The organism is Gemmatimonadaceae bacterium, from assembly GCA_020846935.1.
Taxonomy (GTDB): Bacteria; Gemmatimonadota; Gemmatimonadetes; order Gemmatimonadales; family Gemmatimonadaceae; genus RBC101.
Window position 1 is genome coordinate 270,017 of record JADLCY010000010.1, and the last position, 19,667, is coordinate 289,683.

Genomic DNA, 19,667 nt, shown 5'->3' on the forward strand with positions numbered 1-19,667 from the left:
TTACCCTTCACGCACTCGCGCGCCAGCACGCGAGGCCCTGACCACCGATTCACGTTGTCGATCCCGACCCCGACCGCGCCGACGATCATCGCCACCGAAGCCGGCGCCAGTGTGCTGCCCGGCGAGCAGCGCTCGGCGACCCCGCTGCTGGGCGCGGATGCTGCCATGTGGGCCGTGGTGCTCGCTGGCGGCATTGGTTCGCGCTTCTGGCCGCTGTCGAGCCCGTCGCGACCCAAGCAGCTCCTGCGCTTGCTCGGCGAAGGACCACTGATCGACGAATGCATCGGACGGCTGGACCCGCTCATTCCCGCCGAGCGTGTGCTGGTGGTCACGAGCGCCGACATTGCCGACGCCATCCGGGCGGCAATCCCCACGGTACCGGCGCAGAACGTGCTCGTCGAACCGCGACCGTTAGGCACGGCGGCCGCCGTTGCCCTCGGCGCCCAGGAGGTGGCGCGACGCGCCGGACCCGACACCCTGGTGGCGCTGCTGCACGCCGACATTGCGGTGTCCTTTCCTGATGCCTTTCGGCACACCCTTCGGCACGCCGGTGGCGTGGCGGCGCGCGATGACGTGATCGTCACCATCGGGAGTCCGGCGCGGCGGGCCGATCCGGCGTTCGGTTACGCGGTGCCCGCGGCCGCGGTGGCCATCGACCAGCCCTTTGCGGGCGGCGGCGCGGCCTTCGTGTCGCAGTTCGTGGAGAAGCCGTCAGCGAAACTGGCGGCCTCGTTGATCGAGCGCCGCGCGGTCTGGCATACCGGCGTGTGCGTCTGGCGCTCACGCGTGATGCTCGACGCCCTGCGCAAGCTCACCCCCGAGGTGGCGACGGCCCTGGACGCGCTCGCCAACGGTGCCCACGACGCGTTCTTTGCGTCCGTGCAGTCGACGTCCATCGAACGCGGCCTGTTCGAGCGGAGCGACATGCTGGTCGTCGTTCCCGGCGAGTTCGGGTGGGACGATGTTGGCACCTGGGCATCCCTCAAGCGTGCCCGCGATCTCGACGATGACGGCAACGGCGGCCACGGCAGCTCGCATTTTGTCGAGGCGACGGGCAACATCGTGCACGCCGAGGGCTCTGACGTGGTGCTGTTCGGCGTCGACAACCTGCTCGTGGTGACGCTCGACGGTATCACGTTCGTGACCACGGTCGATCGCGCGACCGACCTGCGCCCGCTGCTCGACCGCCTGCCGCCCGACGTGCGACAGGTTGGTCGCGGGTCCCGCGCGCCTGGCACAGGCTGACCACTACGACACTGCCACCGCCTACGGTTGCGTCGCCTGCGCCGGCCGCCCGTTGAGGTGCTGGCCAAAGAAGGACAGCAGGCGATCGTGGTAGTCCGTGAACTCCGCGACGTTGGTGCCGGGGATGCCGTGCCCGGAGTTCATGTAGTTGACCCACGTCACCTCCTTTCCCAGGCGACGCAGGGCGTAATACATCTCGCGCGAGTTCCCGGCCGGCACGTTCGAATCCTGCTCGCCGGTGAGGAGCAGGAGGGGTGTCGTGATCCGATCGGCAAACATGATCGCTGAGTGCGCGACGTACTTCTGCGGTTGCTGCCACAGCGTGGCTCCGATGCGATCCTGGCTCTTTTCGGCCGCGTGGATGTTGCGCACGCCGAGCCGAGGGCTGTCGGTGTAGAACGAGATGAGGTCCACCTTGCCGGACGTGTTCGCCGCGGCCTTGAAGCGGTTCGTCTGCGTGATGAGCAGGTTGGTCGCGTAGCCGCCGTAGCTCGTGCCAAACACGCCGAGCTTCGCCGAGTCGGCGATCCCGCGGTCGATCAGCGCATTCGCCGCCGAGGTCACGCCCTTGAGCCACGCTTCTCCCGGAAAGCCGGTCTCGAACGCCACCGAGGGCTTCACGACCACGTAGCCCGCCGACACGAGGACGTTCACCGTCGCGTCGAACGTGTCGTCAAAGAAGTCCTCGTAGACGTTGAACAGCGTGGGGCGAGGTCCGGTGCCCGAGGGAGGCAGGTACGCCACGCCGTAGCGCGTGCGCCCGTCGACGTCGCGATAGGTCAGCAGCTCCGTGCGTGCGAGCGTTCGCTGGGACAACCAGGGGTTCGCATTCGTCAGGCGGCGCACGTTCTGCATGGCGCCGTCGGCCACGTGCAGATCCGTCGGGCGGTTGCCGTCGCCTGACGAGAACACCATCACGTCGCCGGCGCGGGCAAGACGGAACCCCTGGTAGAGCTTTGCGTCCTGCACCAACGGTTGCACCGCGCCTGACGTGCGGTCGAGGCGCACAAGTCCTCGCTCCCATCGCGTGCGTGAGGCATAGGTGAAGTACACGTACCGTCCGTCGGTGCTCCAGGCGGCGGGGACGTAGCGGGGAGACGAAGGCAACGTGTCCGTGGGCAGCACCAGCGTGCGGCGACCCGTGGTGTCCGCGATCCAGAAGCCCTGCGGGTTGGTGAGCAGCAGCGCGTCGCCGGCCGGCGACCATCGCGACGCGGCAAAGCGCTGGTTGGCCCGCGCGGCGCGCGCCGTCGCCGAGGTGTCGGCCTCCGCAGCTCGACTTCCGCTGTCCGGTCCCGCGATCTGTCGGAGGCCGCTCACCCCAATACGCGCCACCGACACCCGGCCCTCGCGCGTCATGGCGTAGCGGCGACCGTCGTCCGCCCACGTCAGCGTCATCCCCTTGAGCGTCGGATGCACCGTGACGACTTCCCCGCTCGAAACCCGTCGCGCCAGCAGCTTCTGCTCGCTGCCAAAGATCACGTCGTAGTCGGTCCTGGCGGTGATGTCGTCGGCATACGTCACGATCGAGTCATCGGCGCTGAGCCGGTACTGCGAGATCATGCCTTCGGGCACGAGTGTGGAAACCCGGCCGCTGGCGAGTTCGATGGACACCACCGACCTGATGTTTCCCAGCCGCCGCAGAGCGTCCCACGCGAGGAACGGATCGCGGGAGTCCTGGACGAAGATGGGCCCACGGGTCATGCGATCAAACTCGGTGGAGACGCGCGTGAGCCAGGATTCGGGACGCACGGCGACCAGGATGCGCGACCCATCAGCGGTCCACTGCAGATCCGAGTTCTCGGCGACATAGCTCCCGGCCGGCACGACGTGCCGCGTGAGCCGGCGTGTCGCGCGATCCCACGTGTGCGGCACGAAGCGCTCACCCTGAAGCAACAGAAGGCCAAGACGCTGACCGTTGGGAGACCAGGTGACGGCGCGGACGTTGGCTGGACCGGGAAGGACCGCAGTCGAATCGCCCGTGCGGGAATCGATGACCTGCAGTCGGAGGCTCGCCGGTCGGATGTACGACGGGTCGCCGTCGCGTCGGTAGTCGACGCCAAGGGAGGCGCGGCGCGTGGTGGACGTCGCGGCGATCCATCGGCCGTCAGCAGAGAGGTCGGCGACGGTCCACGTGGTGACATCCAGCGCGTCGCTGGCGGTGAAGGCTGCCTGACGAGTCGTGCTCTGCGCGACGAGTGGCGCGGCCGCGCAGAGGACGAGAAGGGTGGACCCGACGGATCGGCGCATGGGGCGGGCTCAAGAGGTGATACGGCCAACCTCGGGGCTGCACCGGACCTCGGCAAGAGGCCGCCGCGGGCCTGTCCCGACCTGGGCGGCCGCCTCGCTCAGACTCAGCCAGTCGGCTGCGAGATGGCAGGAAAAACCGTGCTCCCCGGGGCGGCGAAGCGACGTGTGAACACGGGCGTGCCGAGGGAACCGCGCGTCCGTTCGACCGCTGGTCCGACACCGTTCATCACGCCAGGGGTCCGGCCATCCCCAATCCTCTCGTCACGATTTCTTGACTTACTACGGCCGCCAGCGAGAATTGCCGGCTCGTGGGGGCCCCAACCTCCACGCGCCGCCTGCGGGTCGCATGCCCGCACCTGGCGGCGTGCCTTCATTCCCTACCCAGGGGAGGTTCCAGTGCGAAAGTTCCTTGTGTTCACCCTCGCGACGTTGGCGATGGTGGTCGGCAGCCAGCCGGCCGCTGCCCAACAGCGCGAAATCAGCGGCACGGTCACGGTTGCAGGGACCGGACAGCCGTTGAGCGACGCCATTGTCGGAGTGGTCGGGAGCGCCGGCGGCGCCCGGACCAACGAGCAAGGGCAGTACCGCCTGCGCGCGCCGAGCGGCGATGTCACCATCCAGGTGCGTGCGATCGGCTACAAGCGCGCGCAGCTGCGCGTGGATGCGAACGCCAACACGCAGAACTTCTCGCTCGAGAAGGACGTCCTGCAGCTCGAGGGCGTGACGATCACCGGTGCCGCCACGACGATCGACCGCAAGAACGCGGCGACGGCGATCTCGGCCGTGACGGCGGAGAACATCGCGCGCGTCCCGGCGGTCTCCATCGAAAACGCGCTGCAGGGCAAGACGGTCGGCGTCCAGTTCTCGATGAACAACGGCGCGCCCGGCGGCGGTGCTCAGGTCCAGGTCCGAGGCGCCTCGTCGCTGCTCGGCAACATTCAGCCCCTTTTCGTCGTTGACGGCGTCATCATCTCGAACTCCGTGCGCGCGACCCGGCAGTCGGTGCTCACCGGCCAGCTCAACTCCGGCGAAGAGAACGGCACCAACCGCCTGGCCGACATCAACCCGAACGACATCGAGAGCGTCGAGATCCTGAAGTCCGCGGCCGCATCGGCTATCTACGGATCGCAGGCGACCAACGGCGTGGTCGTGATCACGACCAAGCGCGGTTCCGGCGGCGCCCCGCGTTTCAACCTGACGCAGCGGGTCGGCACGTTCACCCTGATGAACAACCCCGGTTCGCGCCACTGGAAGAACGCGCAGCAGGTGCTCGACTTCTACGGCGGCAATGCCGACGCGGTGCCGGTCATCAACGCGAACTGCACGCCCAACTGCCCGTACTACGACATGGTCGACCAGCTCTTCGGTCGCAGCGACCCGTCGTATGAGACCGTGGCGACGTTGACTGGCGGCTTTGGCTCGAACTCGCGCTACTTCGTCTCGGCCAACAACAAGGACGAGCAGGGCACGGCGGTCAACACGTACGCCAAGCGCCAGGGCATCCGGGCCAACGTCGACCACTCGATCGGTTCCAAGATCAATTTGTCGGTCGGCACCAACATCCTGCGCTCCAAGGGCGCCCGCGGCATTTCGAACAACGACAACACATTCTCGTCGCCGCTCTACGCCTTTGGCTACACGCCGGCCATCACCGACTGGAGCCGTCGTCAGGCGAACGGGATGATCGTCGACAATCCGTTCCCGGGCGGTTCGATCCGCACCAGCTCGAATCCGTTCCAGACGTACGACCTCATGAAGAACGATGAGGACATCTGGCGCATGATTTTCTCCGGGCGTGGCACGTACGCGGCCTATGCGTCGGACAAGAACAACGTGAACGTGACGGCGATCGGTGGGGTGGATCGCTACAGCAACGAGTCGTATGTATACGGCCCGCCCACCCTGCAGCAGCTGCGTCTTGGCACGCCGCAGGCCGGCAACTTCCCGGGCGGTGTGATTCAGGGCAACGGCACCAACCGCTTCATGAACGGGACGCTGTCCGCGGTGTGGAACAACACCTCGTTCTCGTGGATGAACGCGACCACGCAGGTCGGTCTCCAGTACGAAGAGCGCGCCCTGAACGACTACAACCTGATCGCGCGCGGTCTCGGACCGCAGCAGGTGAACGCCAACGCACAGGCCCAGAACCTCACGGCGGAGCAGAGTCGCCAGCTCGTGCGCAACCAGGCGTACCTCGCACAGGAGGAGTTGCTCCTCTTTGGCGAGAAGCTCTACCTCTCGGCCGCGGTTCGCGCCGAGCGATCGTCGGTGAACGGCGACCCGGAGAAGTACTTCTACTTCCCGCGTGCGTCAGCGTCGTACCGGTTCGTCAATCCGATCCAGGGCGTCGGCGAGTTCAAGGTCCGCGCCTCGTACGGGAAGGCCGGCAACCAGCCGCAGTACGGCGAGCGCTTCCTCGTGCTCGCGAGCGGTGGCCAGATCGGCGGCGCCACGTCGGTGGTGCAGTCGACGGTCGTGAACAACCCGGACGCCAAGCCCGAAGTGAACAACGAGGTCGAAGTCGGTTTCGACGCGTCGATGTGGCGTGATCGCCTGCGGGTGGAGGCGACGTACTTCAACCGCCGCATCACCGACCTGTTGGTGCGCCCGGTGCCAGCGCCATCGACCGGTGTGACGTCGAGCATCATCAACGGCGGCGAGATGCAGTCGAAGGGCTACGAAATCGGTCTCACCGCCATCCCGGTCCAGACCGACAACCTCACGTGGACCTCGCGCTCCACGTGGTACCAGAACCGTCAGGACGTGACCGAGTTTCCTCCGGGCGTGACGCCGTTCGGCGCGCCGTCGGGTGGTGGCTTTGGTGGCGCCTACGGCCGCCTGTTGTTCACCCAGGGCTACCCGGTCTCGATGATCTTCGGCAACAAGAAGATCAACGGCCAGACGGTGGGCAACTCACCGCTGGGCGATGGCAATGCCCGGTACACGATGAATTTCGCCAACGATGTGCAGTGGAACCGCCTGACCCTGACCACGGTGGCGGACTACAAGCACGGCGGCTACATGTCGAGCCTCACGCTCAACCTGTACGACGAGGGCGGCAACACGTGGGACTACGACGATCCCTCACCCGACCCGGCGATCGGCGCCACCAAGGGTGAGTGGCGCTACAACGCGTGGGGCGGTGGCTCGGACGCGACCTACTACGTCCAGAAGGCCTCGTTTGCCAAGCTGCGCGAAGTGGCACTGTCGTACGACATGCCGCAGGGCTGGTTCAGCAAGATCCCCGGCGCCCGTTCCGGTCGCCTGACGTTCTCGGGTCGCAACCTCTTCATGATCACGCCGTTCAACGGCTTCGATCCCGAAGTGAACAACGGTGGCTCCGTGGTCGCGCGCGTCGTCGACCTTGCGCCGTTCCCGCCGACCCGCTCGTTCTTCCTCTCCGTCGACCTCGGGTGGTGATCCTCATGACAACCACCTTCATTCCCTCGAGGCACTCCATGAACCGCCAGTTCGCACGCGCGGTGATCGCCGCCGCGGCCGTCATGGCCGTGTCGGCGTGCAACCCCGACGCGCTCAACGTCCGCGACTACAACCGGCCGACGGTCGAGGGCGTCGCGAAGGACCCGAACGGCATTCAGCTGCTCGCCACCGGTATCCTCGATGCCGAGCGCGACCAATGGTCCGGGATGGTCAACGACTTCGGCTACTTCGGTCGCGAGTCGTACCAGTACTCCACCACGGACGCCCGTTCCGTCTCCAACTACCTCATCGGCATCCCGGGGCCCAAACTGGACCCGGCGGGCTTTGCGGCGGGGAACTGGAACGGGCGATTCCAGCAGATGCGCAACGTCAAGGCGTTCAACAAGACCATCGACGCCTCGACGCTCACCGACGCGCAGAAGCGGGCGGCGAAGGGCTTCTCCAACACCATCGCGGCCCTCGACGCGCTGTACCTGATCATCTCGCGGGACACGCTCGGCATTCCCGTGACGATCACCGACGTCATCACGCAGCCGGCGCCGTTCGTCACGCGCGACTCGGCCTACAAGTTCATCGTTGGCACGCTCGACGCGGCCAAGGCGGACCTGCAGGCCGGCGGCGCCGCGTTCCCGTTCACCATGCACACCGGGTGGACCGGGTTCAACACGCCGTCGACCTTCCTGCGGTTCAACCGGGCCATTGCGGCGCGGGCGAACATCTATCGCGGGTCGTTAGGCTGCGGCGCCAGCTGCTACCAGGCTGGTCTCACCGCGCTGGCCGAGACGTGGATCCCGGCGCTCGGGTCGGCCGTGACGCGCACGATCCTCGACCAGGGGGTGTATCACATCTACTCGACCACAGCCGGCGATACGCAGAACGGGGCGTCGTCCGTCGTGAACGGGCAGCTGTACGCGCACGCCCAGCCGATTACGGGGGCGGACAGCGCTGACCTGCGCAAGGCCAAGCTCACGCCGCTGGCCGCTCCGGTGCCCGCACCGGGTGCCGGTGGCATTCCGGCCACGCAGAAGTTCGCGATCTATCCCACGAACTCTTCGCCGGGTCCGGTCGTTCGCGCCGAAGAACTCCTGCTCCTTCGCGCCGAGGCCAATATCATGACCGGCAACGCCAACGCGGCGCTGCAGGACATCAATGCGGTACGCACGACGTCGGGTGGCCTGACCGCGCTCGCCTCCCTCGGCACCACGCAGGCGCAGCAGCTGGACGCGCTGTTGTACGAGTCGTGGCTCTCGCTGCTCTTCGAGGGACACCGCTGGCACGACATGCGGCGTTATGGCCGGCTGGGTCAGCTCCCGCTCGACCGGCCGAACCACTTCGTCGCCCGGGTCATGCCGATTCCGAACGCCGAGTGTCTGGCGCGCGTCACGATCAACAAGCCGCCTGCAGGCTGCTAGGCGCGCGTCCGTAGCTCCACGTGAAACGGCCGGGCCATCGCGCCCGGCCGTTTCCGTTCATGCACCTGTCGCGCCGTACGACCCAATGTGTTTCCGGATCCAGGGCCGACGCCGGACGGCGTTGTCAGAGCGTGGCGCTGGCCGCAGCGGCCGCCTGCTGCGCCGCATATTCGCCGAGCGCCTCGATCGCGGTTGAACCCCCGAGGTCCGTGGCGATCGTGACGAGTCCCGTGCCGAGCTTCTTGAGTTCGTCCTTCCACTGCAAGGTTCCGTTCCTCGGATCGATGGCGAAGATCTCGCCCGCGCACGCGGCAAACAGCCCGTCAGCGTCGCGAACCACCGTCACGAAAGAGGCGCTGCTCTTGTACTTCGCTGGCAGCTGAACACGCCAGACTTCAGCGCCTGTCTTCCGGTCGAAGGCAACGACGTGCGACTTGATGCCGACGTATACAAGGCATGTGCGAGCGCGGGCCATGGAGGAGATCCGTTGTTGAGGATTCACGGAGCCTTTGGCCCCGCACGGTGGATCGGAAACCTGCGGACCTCGGCTTGAAGGCGCCATTGGGGAGTGGGTCAACTGACCCACTACCCGCCATTGGGAACGACGTTCGCGGGAACGCGCGGGCCGCGGGAAACGCCGGCCACCCGCGGCGCGTAGGTTCCTTCATGCGCCTGACGCCGCTTCCATCCACCCGCCGAACCTACCTGCACGACAGCCGGGCTCCGCGCTACAGCTTCACGTTCGCCCTCCCGCTCTTCGTGCTCTACGAGCTGCTCGCCGCGGCGCTGAGTGGCGCAAGCGGTGGGGTGCGCAACGGCGCCGACGTCATGATCAAGGCGCCGTTCATCGCCCTTTTCGGCGCCCGCGGGCCGCTGGTGTTTGTCGCAGTGCTCGCCGGTGTCGTCGGCGTCGCAGTCTACCGGGACGTCAGGAAGCATGGCGGCATCCACGGCCGGATGTTCATCCCGATGTTCGCTGAGTCGCTCGTGCTCGCCGTCGTGTTCGGCACCGTCGTCGGAGCCATCACGACGCGGCTGCTGGGCCCCATGGCGCGCCTCGCCATGGCGGACCAGAACCTCGGCGCGCCGGCCACGCTCATGGTGTCGCTCGGTGCGGGACTCTACGAAGAATTGCTGTTCAGGGTCATCCTGGTCGGCGCGCTGCTCTGGGTCGGCCGCACGGCATTTTCGTGGGGGCCGTGGGCGAGCGGCCTCTTCGCCACCATGGCGGGCGCCGTGATCTTTTCGGCGTTCCACTACGTCGGCAGCTACGGCGATCAGTTCACGATGGCGTCGTTCACCTTCCGGACGGTCGCCGGCCTCGCCTTCAGTGGGCTGTACGTGCTCCGTGGCTTCGGCATCACAGCCTGGACGCACGCGCTCTACGACGTGCTGCTCCTCATACTGCGCATCGGCTGAGGCGCCAGCGAAGCTTCGGGCATGTAGCTTCTGTCCATGCGTCTCGCCACCATCGCGGTCCGGGCCGGCCGCCAGCCTGATCCCGCCACCGGCGCGATCGCCGAGCCCATCACGCTCAGCACGACGTACCTCCGCAACGAAGACGGATCCTTCGCCAGCGGATACATCTACTCGCGCGAAAAGGCGCCCAACCGCACGAGTCTCGAGTCCGCGCTGGCCGCGCTCGACGCCGGTGCCGACGCGGCGGCGTTCTCGTCCGGGCTTGCAGCGACGACCGCGGTGCTGCAGGCGCTCAGGCCGGGCGATCACGTGATCTGCCCGCGTGAGGTGTACTACGGGACAAAGAAGCTGCTCGCCCAGGTGTTTGCGACCTGGGGGTTGGAGCACTCGATCGTCGACACGAGCAACCTGGCCGCGGTCGAGGCGGCCATGCGGCCGAGCACCGCACTCGTGTGGGCCGAGACGCCGTCGAACCCCACGCTGACTGTCAGCGACGTTGCCGCCCTGGCGGACATCGCACACGGTGGGCACGCGCGGCTGGTGGTCGACAACACCTGGGGTACGCCGATCGGCCAGCGCGTCCTGGCGCTCGGGGCGGACCTCGCGATGTATTCGACCACCAAGTACCACGGCGGCCACTCCGACGTGCTGGGCGGCGCCCTCGTTACTCGCCACACGGACGACTTCTGGGCGCGCATACGGCTGCTGCAGTCGACCACTGGCGCCGTGCCCTCGCCGTTCGACGCGTGGTTGGTGCACCGGGGGATCGCCTCGTTGGCCTGCCGATTTTCGCAGCAGTGCGCGAGCGCGTCTGTTCTCGCCCAGTCGCTCGCCGCGCACCCAGGGCTGGAGGCGGTCCACTATCCGGGGCTCCCGACCCATCCCGGGCACGAGGTCGCGCGCCGGCAAATGACGCGCTTCGGCGGGATGCTCGCCATTCAGGTGCGTGGTGGCGCTGCCGAGTCCATGGCCGTCACCGGTCGGTTGCGTCTGTTCACCAGGGCCACCTCGTTAGGTGGGACCGAGAGCCTCGTCGAACATCGCAAGTCGATCGAAGGGCCGGATTCACCGACGCCGGACAACCTGCTCCGGCTCTCCGTCGGGCTCGAGGACGCGGAGGATCTGCTGGCCGACCTGCTGCAGGCGCTCCCGCGATCCTGAATCGGGCCACCGGGTGGCGCGCCCCACGGGGGCCCATCGTTCCTCGTCAGGTAACGTCCGGGTCGGCCGATCGAGATCGGGACGGCTTCCATCTTCCGGAACCCGCCCCCCATCGGCTCTCTTCCACCTTTCGTCGCCCACACCGGCCTCCACCGCCCCCACCGACTACCCTCTGCATCACATGGACGATCGCAAAAGCCAACACCTGTACGGGCTCGCCGCCCTCGCGCTCGGGCTCGTCATCGGGCTCATCGCCGTTTCGAGCTCGCTCAAGGACATCCGACGCGGCAATGAAGAGGTCGCGGTCACGGGCTCGGCACGACGCCCGATCCGATCCGACTTTGTCGTCTGGCGGCTCACGGTGGCGGTACAGTCGCCGTCGCTCGCCACCGCGTCACAGGAGCTCTCACGCCACGCCGTTCGTGTCAGGCAGTTCCTTACGTCCGAGCGCATCGGAGATTCCCTGGTGACCGCCCGGCCCGTCGAGGCGGCCGGAGTTCCCGAACTCACCGACGATGGTCGCGAGACCGGGCGCATCCTCACGAATCGGGCGTCACAGAGCTTCGAGGTGCGCTCGCCCGACGTCGACGGCATCACCCGCTCGTCGCAGCGCATCAGCAGCCTCATCGCCGAGGGCATCCCGGTTCAGGCGCAGGCGCCGGAGTACGTGTACACCCGGCTGTCCGACATCCGGACACAGCTGCTCGAAGAAGCCACGCGCGACGCACGCGCCCGTGCCGAAGCCATCGTGCGGAGCACCGGTGGCCAGATCGGCGCAGTGCGCGAGGCGCGTATGGGTGTCTTCCAGATTACCCCGCGGTTCTCCACCGAAATCGCGGACTACGGTATCAACGATGTGACGTCCATCGACAAGGACGTGACGGCCGTCGTTCGCGTGACCTTCACCATTCGTTAGGCCTGCCATGAACCATCTCGCCCGCGTTGCCCTTGCCGCTGTCGTGACCGTTGGCGCCGTCCAGCTCGAGGCCCAGGTCTGTCGCCCGGGATCCGATAGCCGGGAGGCGAAGATGCTGGCCTTCTTCGCGGCGCCAATCGCGTTTTCGCCGGGCGGGAACGTGGTCCCGATGGCGCGCGGCGAAGTACGGCTCGGCTTCGACGCGACCTATGTGCCGACGCCGAGCGAGGACATCCGCCGACCGGAGACCTGTTACACCAACAGCAAGACGGAGAACACCGAGCTTACGCCGGTGTTTCCGCGCCCGCGGGTGGCGATCGGCCTCGGCGCCGGGTTTGCCCTGGAGGCCACATACCTCCCGCCAATCACGGTGATGGACGCGACGCCGAATCTGTTTGCCGTGGCGCTCGGCTACGGTCGCGCGCTCGGCGGCGGCCGCACGTCGGTCCTGGTGCGGGCGCACGCCACCATCGGGGAGGTCAAGGGTCCCATCACGTGTTCGCCCGACGTGATCCAGGTGGGCAACCCCGCGGGCACCTGCTACGCCGACCGTCCGTCGGAGGACACGTACGAGCCGAACATGGTTGGCGTGGAGGGAGTCCTCACCTTCCGCGCGCAGTCGCGGCTCCGGCCGTATCTCGGCGTCGGTGCAACGGCGCTGCGTCCGCGGTTCAGGGTCGGGTTCACCGATCGGCTGAACAACGTGGACACCACGGAGGTGGAAGTGGACCTCACGCGTCTGACCGCGGTTGCCGGTGCCTCGCTCGAGGTGAACTCGCGCGTGCGGCTCGTGGGCGAGTTGTTCTCGCAGCCACAGGACGTGACCACGTTGCGGTTGGGCGGGGTGTACGTGCTGCGTCGTTAGGTCCGCCCGTCGCAACGAACGACGCGCGATGTGGCGAACGCGGCCGCGCAGGGCGACCCCGGGACGGAGCAAACCGGCTGGACGGATCTGAACCCGCGGCGCCGACGAACCCGGCTGCCCCGTGCCGGCGCATATAGGGCGCCGCCCATCCCGCCCACGAGGACTGACGTGTAGCTTGAACCCATGTCCTCCCTCCGCTCACGCGTTGCTGCCGCGGTGTTCGTGCTTTGGGCCCTGAATGCCGGGGCCCAGTCCACCGCGGGAAAGGTCGCTCCTCGACCCGAACCGCCGACCCAGGACTACCTGGTCTTCACCGTCGCCGAGTCCGCGGATCAGCTGGCCCTCGTGCGCTTTGGCCCCAGGGGCGCGCGCATCGAGCGGCAACAGCGCGTTGGCATGATGCCGACCGAGATCAATGGGCCGCACGGCGTGAGCGTCTCGCCCGACGGGTCTGCGTATTACGTCTCGATCGCGCATGGGACGCCGTACGGCACCTTCTGGAAGTTCAGCACCGCCGACGACAAGCTCCTCGGCCGCATCACGCTCGGCCTCTTTCCGGCCACCATCCAGACGACGCCCGATGGCTCGCTAGCGTTCATCGTCAACTTCAATGTGCACGGCGAAATGGTGCCATCGTCCGTCTCCGTGGTGTCCACCGATGAGATGGTCGAGATCGCACGCATCACGACCTGCACCATGCCGCACGGCTCGCGCGTGAACCCACAGGGTACGCACCAGTATTCGGCGTGCATGATGGATGACGTGCTGGCGGAGATCGACACCCGTTCGCTCGAGGTGTCTCGGCACTTCATGCTCGCGAGGGGCAAGGAGGCCGGGATGAAGGGTGCCCCGGGCGCCATGCCGCACGCGGGCCACGGTGGCGCGGCCAGCCACGATGCGGCGATGGCCAGTGCCACGAACGTGCAGTGCTCCCCGACCTGGGCGCAACCGTCCGTCAAGGGAGATCGCATCTACGTCGCGTGCAACAAGTCCAACGAGATCGTGGAGATCGACTTTGCCACATGGGCAATGACCCGCCGATTTGCCGCGGGTGATGGCGTGTACAACCTCGCGGTCTCGCCCGACGGCAAGCTGCTCCTTGCCACCAACAAGCGCGGCAAGTCGCTCTCCGTCTTTGATCTCGCCACCGGCGCCGAGCTGCAGCGCATCCCGACGTTCAAGGGGGTGGTGCATGGCGTGGTCGTATCGCCCGACAATCGCTACGCCTTTGTGACCGAAGAGGGAAAGGGGTCGGAGCCAGGGACGCTCGAAATCTTCGACCTTCGGACCTTCACCAGCGTCGCGACAGTCGACCTCGGCCAGCAGGCGGCGGGGATCGACTTCTTCAGAGTGGAGCCCGTCCGGTAGCGGCCCACTGCCGTATCTCAACAAGGGTATGAGGGGTACCTGAGTGTCTCAGGCCGGGGACGCGTGCGAACGTCCGGCTCCGGCCCCTCGGATGCGTACCCCGCGTGTCACCACCGACCACTCGCCGTGCTGCGCATGAAGAACCGACTGCTGTTGCTCGCCCTCGTCGCCCTCGCTGCCTGCCGGAGCGAGGATACGGTTGACCCGGGGCAGTCCGCCACGACGGTGAGCCTGTCAGTCTCGGCGGAGTTCGTGGTCGTCGGTGACTCCGTGCAGTTCACCGCGCGCGTGGTCGATGGCAATGGGCAGACCGTGACCGGCGCGAGTCTGCAATGGTCCTCGTCCAATCCGGCAATCGCCACGGTCTCGAACACGGGGTGGGTGAAGGGTGTTGCGCCAGGCGAAGCCGCCATCACGGCCCGCAGCGGTTCGGCGACGGCAAGCGCGCTGTTCATCGTCGACCCCAATCCCTGCGCGGCGCCCACCGCCTACGCGGTCGGTGAAGTCCGGCGTCTGCGCGGATCGGCGGCCTTTGGGTGCACGACGCTCACCGCCCCCGCCGCGCAGCAGGACTTCCTGTACGTGGTTGGCAACGCGAAACCGGTGCAGGACGACACGCTCAACTTCACGTTTTCCCTGTCCTCGACATCGGCGAGCGCGCGCCCGCTGGCCTCGAGCTACGGTCTGCGCGATCCCCGTGCTATTCTCGCCATGCAGGCGATGCAGCGGGTCGACGACGTCGAGAACCGCCTGCGCGCCTACGAGCGTGCCGTCACGAGTGACGCGTTGCCTTCGACACAGGGGCGCCGTAGGTCACTCGGCGGCGCCGGGAGCGCAATGTCGGTGCAGGCAGCGGCCGCGGTCGCCGCGCCCGGCGACACGGTCACCATCCGCGTCCCGAACCTCAACACCGGCAAGAACATCTGCCGCGACTTCATCACGGTGCGCGCCGTCGTGCGCACCGTCTCGGCGCGCGCGACCATCATGGAAGACCTCGCGTCGCCACCCGGCAAGCTCTCGACGACCGACTACAACGAGATAGCGCAGGAGTTCGATCAGGTCATCTTCCCGGCAGACACCCTGTGGTTCGGAGCCCCCACGGACCTCAACAACGACCAGCGCGTCGGCATCCTCTATACACCAGAGGTGAACAAGCTCACGCCGGCGGGCTCCGGCGGGATCGTCGGCGGATTCTTCTTCGGCGGAGATCTCATCCGGCGCAACGAGTACCCCGCGACGAACGACTGTCGCAACCAGACCAACGAACAGGAGATCTTCTACCTGCTCGCGCCGGACCCCAACGCCACGATCAACGGCAATGCCAGGACCACCGCCGGTGTGCGTCAGGTGACCCGCGGCACGATCGCGCACGAGTTCCAGCACATGATCAACCAGAGTGTGCGGCAGTACAATCCCGAGGTAAAGGCCTTCGAGGTCGCGTGGCTCAACGAGGCGCTGTCGCACTTTGCCGAGGAGGTCGTGGGTCGACGCGTCAGTGGCTTTGGTGACTTCCAGAGCCTGCGGACGAGCGATGTGAACCCAAGCGCTTCGCAGCAGAACGACTACCTGGCCTTCTATCGCCAGAACCTCACGCGCTTCCGCTTCTGGCTGCTGCACCCGGATACCGCCAGTCCGACCTCGGCGCGCACGCGCACCGAGCTGGCGCAGCGGGGCGCCGCATGGGCGCTCGTGCGCTACGCCGCCGACCACTATTCCAGCGGCAACGCGCGGGCCTTCTTCCGCAACCTGGCGAAGGGCCCGGAGGTGGATATCGCCAACCTCACGCTCCGCGCCGGCCGCACGTTCGACGAAGTCATCGGGGGCTGGCTGGTCGCCAACTACACCGACAACCTCGCCATCCCGGGACTCAACCCTCGCTACACATACGCGAGCTGGGACATGCGCGACGTGCAGAGCGGGGTGAACAACGGCGTCTATCCGCTGCTGGTGACCAGCTTCCCGGGCACCTTCACCTCGACGTCGTTCTCCGGCTCAGGGAACTACTACCTCCACCGCCGCGCCGCCGGCTCCCCGGCGGTGACACTCAACCTGAAGACGCCAGGCGGCGGGACGGTGACGAACTCCGGGGCCAGGATCTGGGTGGTGCGGCTCAACTGACCGCCGCTAGTTCTCCCGCAGCGCGGTCATCGCGGTCTCCCTGAAGACGTCGCGACCGCTGAGCAGGCCGATGCCGACGGCCATCAGCAGCATGGCCACGCCGATGCCGATCGCCGCCAGCGTGGCCGGCGCAAAGGGCTGCTCGAACGTCCACCGCATGATGGCCCACGCGCCGCCCATCGAGAGCACGATGCCGGACAGGGCGCCAAGCGAGCCTAACAACGCGTATTCGGACAGCAGGATACGGCCGATCTGCCGCCGGGTCGCACCAAGCGTCTTGAGCAGCACTCCCTCACGGACGCGTTCCCGGCGCGTGGCGGCCACGGCGCTGAAGAGTACCGGCACACCCATCGCCAGGCTGAAGATCGTGAGGAAGCGGATCGCCAGCGTCGCGCGGTTGGAGATCTCCGAGATCGTGCGACGGACCATCGTCAGGTCGATGCTCGCTACATTCGGGTAGCGCTGCACGACGGAGCGCTGGGCTTCGCCGATCGGACGACCTTCCTGGGCTGCGGCGAGTACCACAAAGGTCTGTGGGGCGTCCTCGAGCGTTCGCGACGGGAACACGGCAAAGAAGTTCGTCTCGAAGCGCGCCCAGTTGACTTCGCGGAGACTGGTCACGCGTGTCACGACCTTTGCGCCCTGCACATCCCAGGTCACGCTGTCGCCGACGGTCACACCAAGGTCGGCCGCGATCTCCGCGTCCAGAGACACCTCATCGATCAGCGTGCCTCCGGGTCCCTTCGTCGCGCCGAACCAGGTCCCGGCAACGAGCTTCTCCGATGAGGTGAGCGAGTCGCGATAGGTGGATCGGTACTCGCGTCGTGTGGCCCAGCCCCGCGGTTGCGCGCTGTCGGGCGACTGTCGCTGCTGCTGCCGCTCCGCGTCCGTTGGATTGAGCCGCTGGCGGGTCACGGGGCGCCCGTTCACCGCCGAGATCCGCATCGTCACGATGGGCGTGCGCTCGATCAGCTGTACCCCGTCGATGCGGCGGAGGATCGTGTCCATGCCGGCGCCCTGATCGCCCTGCACATCGAAGAAGATCAGGTTCCCTCTGGAGGACTGCTGCGTGACGCGGAGCTGCTGCAGGAGGTTGGCCTGTACCAGGTAGAGCGTCGAAACGAGGAATGCGCCAAACCCCAGTGACAGGATCACCGCACGTGTCTGGTTTGCCGGACGGTAGAGGTTCGCCACGCCCTGTCGCACGACATATGGCCATCCCTGTCTGAGCGCGCGTCGCGCGCCGCGCGACAGGCCAACGGCACTGGCCCAGAGCAGCAGGATCACGCCCGCGATTCCGCCACTGAACGCCGCGAGTTCGCGGAGCGAGTTTGCGCGCGTCGCCGCGATCCCGATGACCGTGGCGACGATGAACAGGTTCACGAAGCGAAGGGCCCAGTCCGCCCCGCGGCGCCGGCCGGCGGTCGGATCCACCGACCGTCGAATCGCCTGCAGCGGAGAAATGCGCCGAATCGCCACGAGGGGCCGCAGCGCAAAGGCCAGCGCGATCCACACGCCGAGGAGTACACCGGTGCCGATTGCCATGGGCTCCAGGCGCGTCGTCACGTCCACCGGGAGGTAGTCCCTGATGAGCCCCGGGAGCGCGAACTGGATGCCGACCCCCATGAGCGCGCCGGCCGCGGCTCCGATGAGCCCCATCGCCGCGGCCTGCGTGGCGTAGATCAACATCACCTGGCGGCTCGTCGCGCCCACGCACCGGAGCACGGCCACGATATCGATCTTGCGGGCGACCCACGCGTTCACGCCGCTCGCCACGCCAACGCCACCCAGGAGCAGCGCAATGATGCCGACGATTCCGAGAAAGTCAGCCAGCGTGTCGATGCCCTCGGTCACCGAGTTCTCGCGCTGGGCAACCGTCCGGGCCCGCACGCCCGACGAGTCGAAGCGCGCGCGCAGCGGCGCGAGCCAGCTCTCGACGTTCGTGCCGTCGGGGAGTCGCACGAAGCCCTCGTAGTCCGCGCGGCTCCCGAACGTGAGCAGCCGGGTCTCGCCCAGCCAGCGATCGCTGATGTAGATGCGCGGACCGAAGGTCGACGCAAAGCCGGGGTCTCCGGGCACGCTGGAGAGGGCGGCGGAAATGACAAACGAGGCGTAGCCGAGCCGTACCGAATCCCCCACCTGTGCGCCGAGCGAGACCAGCAGCGACGGGTCGACCACGGCGACCTTCGCCTCGTGCAGCCCGGACCAGGCGCCGGCGGGCGCCGTCGTGACCTCACCGTAGAGCGGGAAGCCGCTGGTCACCGCGCGCACCTGGGCCAGCCGCGTGGAACCGGTGCGCGGCGTGAGGGCCATGGACGCGAAGGACGACTGTCGCACGATCGCCAGGCCTTCTCCCGCGAGTGAGTCGAGCAGGGAATCGGCACGAGGGGTGAAGGCGCCGCGAGGATACAGCGCGACGTCGCCCCCAAGAAGGGCCTTTGACTGTTCGCGCACCGACCGCGTCACGTTCCCCGCGTAGGAGTCGATCGCCACGAGCGCGGCGACGCCTAACGAGATGGACGACATGTAGAGCAGCAGCCGCCGGCGCGTACTGCGCGACTCGCGCCAGGCCAGCGAAAAGAGCGCGCGGAGCGGCGCGTTGGTCCCGGAATGGCCGGCGGCGTTCACGCGGGTTCCCCGGCCGTGCGCGCGCTCGCGGAGGGCAGGGTGCCGTGGCCGTTGCCGCCCGGCACGGCGTGCGCCGTCCGGCGGTCTTCCACCACCACGCCGTCCGCCAGGCGAATCACGCGCTGAGTACGCTCGGCCAGCCCGATATCGTGCGTGACGAGGACGACGGTGGAACCCGATTCACGGTTGAGCTGTTCGAGCAGCGCCACGATCCGCGCGCCGGTGGCCCCGTCGAGGTTGCCCGTGGGCTCGTCCGCAAAGAGAATCCGCGGCTGGTTCACGAACGCCCGCGCAATCGCCACGCGCTGCTGCTCGCCCCCGGAGAGCTGGGAGGGGAAGTGGTCGAGGCGGTCCGCCAGCCCGACACGCTCGAGGAGATCACGGGCTCGGCTCGCTGCCCGCGTCTCGCCACGAAGTTCGAGAGGAACCTGCACGTTTTCGATGGCGGTGAGCGTCGGGATCAATTGAAAGGACTGAAACACGAACCCAACTTTCTCGCCGCGTAGCTGGGCGCGCTGGTCCTCGGTCATCGCCGTGAGGTCGGCGCCGTCCAGCAACACCTGGCCGCGTGACGGGGTATCGAGGCCGGCGAGCAGGCCGAGCAGCGTCGTCTTGCCGCTGCCCGACGGGCCGACGATCGCCACCAGGGCGCCCTGCTCGATCTGGAACCCGACGTCGCGCAGCACCGTCAGGCGATGCGTCCCGCTGTCGAACTCTTTCGTGAGCTGTCGAGCTTCAAGCATGCGATTTGGACTGAGTGTCGTTCTCTGCGCGTCGTTGGCCTGCAGCAACGCGAAACAAGATACGTCCGGGACCGCCGCGCCCGATTCGGCCACGCCCTCTG

Annotated in this window: 13 protein-coding genes; 9 read left to right on the forward strand and 4 right to left on the reverse strand. The window is 67.5% G+C overall.

All coding sequences use genetic code 11. The features are described 5' to 3' along the window. Positions 1–54 precede the first annotated feature (54 nt). Positions 55–1,245 carry a mannose-1-phosphate guanylyltransferase gene (locus IT361_12410; GenBank protein MCC6318481.1) on the forward strand — a complete coding sequence of 397 codons (1,191 nt, stop codon included), beginning with the start codon at positions 55–57 and terminating at the stop codon, positions 1,243–1,245. 21 nt (positions 1,246–1,266) lie between these two features. Here IT361_12410 and IT361_12415 read toward each other — a convergent pair whose 3' ends face one another. Then, positions 1,267–3,495, reverse strand: coding sequence for a S9 family peptidase (locus IT361_12415; protein MCC6318482.1), 2,229 nt, complete (start codon positions 3,493–3,495; stop codon positions 1,267–1,269). Between the two features lie 396 nt (positions 3,496–3,891). Here IT361_12415 and IT361_12420 point away from each other — a divergent pair, with 396 nt between their 5' ends. Next, positions 3,892–6,915: a SusC/RagA family TonB-linked outer membrane protein gene (locus tag IT361_12420; protein ID MCC6318483.1), complete on the forward strand. Its 3,024-nt coding sequence runs from the start codon at positions 3,892–3,894 to the stop codon at positions 6,913–6,915. A 38-nt stretch (positions 6,916–6,953) separates the two neighbouring features. Next, entirely contained in the window at positions 6,954–8,348 is a 1,395-nt protein-coding gene (locus IT361_12425) for a RagB/SusD family nutrient uptake outer membrane protein (GenBank protein MCC6318484.1), read from the forward strand. A 124-nt stretch (positions 8,349–8,472) separates the two neighbouring features. Here the strand turns inward: IT361_12425 and IT361_12430 are convergent, their stop codons facing one another. After that, on the reverse strand, positions 8,473–8,823 hold the full coding sequence (locus IT361_12430; protein MCC6318485.1) for a PQQ-binding-like beta-propeller repeat protein: 351 nt from the start codon (positions 8,821–8,823) through the stop codon (positions 8,473–8,475). A gap of 191 nt (positions 8,824–9,014) precedes the next feature. Between IT361_12430 and IT361_12435 the strand changes: the two genes are divergently transcribed. From IT361_12435 to IT361_12460, 6 genes are all read left to right on the forward strand, one after another. Further along, positions 9,015–9,767 (forward strand): CPBP family intramembrane metalloprotease, encoded by a 753-nt coding sequence (locus tag IT361_12435; GenBank protein MCC6318486.1) that lies wholly within the window; start codon positions 9,015–9,017, stop codon positions 9,765–9,767. Positions 9,768–9,803: 36 nt separating this feature from the next. Then, on the forward strand, positions 9,804–10,928 hold the full coding sequence (locus IT361_12440; GenBank protein MCC6318487.1) for a PLP-dependent transferase: 1,125 nt from the start codon (positions 9,804–9,806) through the stop codon (positions 10,926–10,928). Between the two features lie 181 nt (positions 10,929–11,109). Beyond that, on the forward strand, positions 11,110–11,844 hold the full coding sequence (locus tag IT361_12445) for an SIMPL domain-containing protein (GenBank protein ID MCC6318488.1): 735 nt from the start codon (positions 11,110–11,112) through the stop codon (positions 11,842–11,844). Between the two features lie 7 nt (positions 11,845–11,851). Then, positions 11,852–12,709, forward strand: coding sequence for a hypothetical protein (locus tag IT361_12450; protein MCC6318489.1), 858 nt, complete (start codon positions 11,852–11,854; stop codon positions 12,707–12,709). A 183-nt stretch (positions 12,710–12,892) separates the two neighbouring features. Beyond that, positions 12,893–14,077, forward strand: coding sequence for a YncE family protein (locus IT361_12455; GenBank protein ID MCC6318490.1), 1,185 nt, complete (start codon positions 12,893–12,895; stop codon positions 14,075–14,077). Positions 14,078–14,212: 135 nt separating this feature from the next. Next, the gene (locus tag IT361_12460; GenBank protein MCC6318491.1) at positions 14,213–16,195 is read left to right on the forward strand and encodes an Ig-like domain-containing protein; all 1,983 of its coding nucleotides are present in this window, start codon (positions 14,213–14,215) and stop codon (positions 16,193–16,195) included. A 6-nt stretch (positions 16,196–16,201) separates the two neighbouring features. Here the strand turns inward: IT361_12460 and IT361_12465 are convergent, their stop codons facing one another. Further along, positions 16,202–18,823, reverse strand: coding sequence for an ABC transporter permease (locus IT361_12465; GenBank protein MCC6318492.1), 2,622 nt, complete (start codon positions 18,821–18,823; stop codon positions 16,202–16,204). After that, positions 18,820–19,566, reverse strand: coding sequence for an ABC transporter ATP-binding protein (locus IT361_12470; protein MCC6318493.1), 747 nt, complete (start codon positions 19,564–19,566; stop codon positions 18,820–18,822). Before IT361_12470 ends, IT361_12465 begins: the two co-directional genes overlap by 4 nt. Positions 19,567–19,667: the final 101 nt, after the last annotated feature.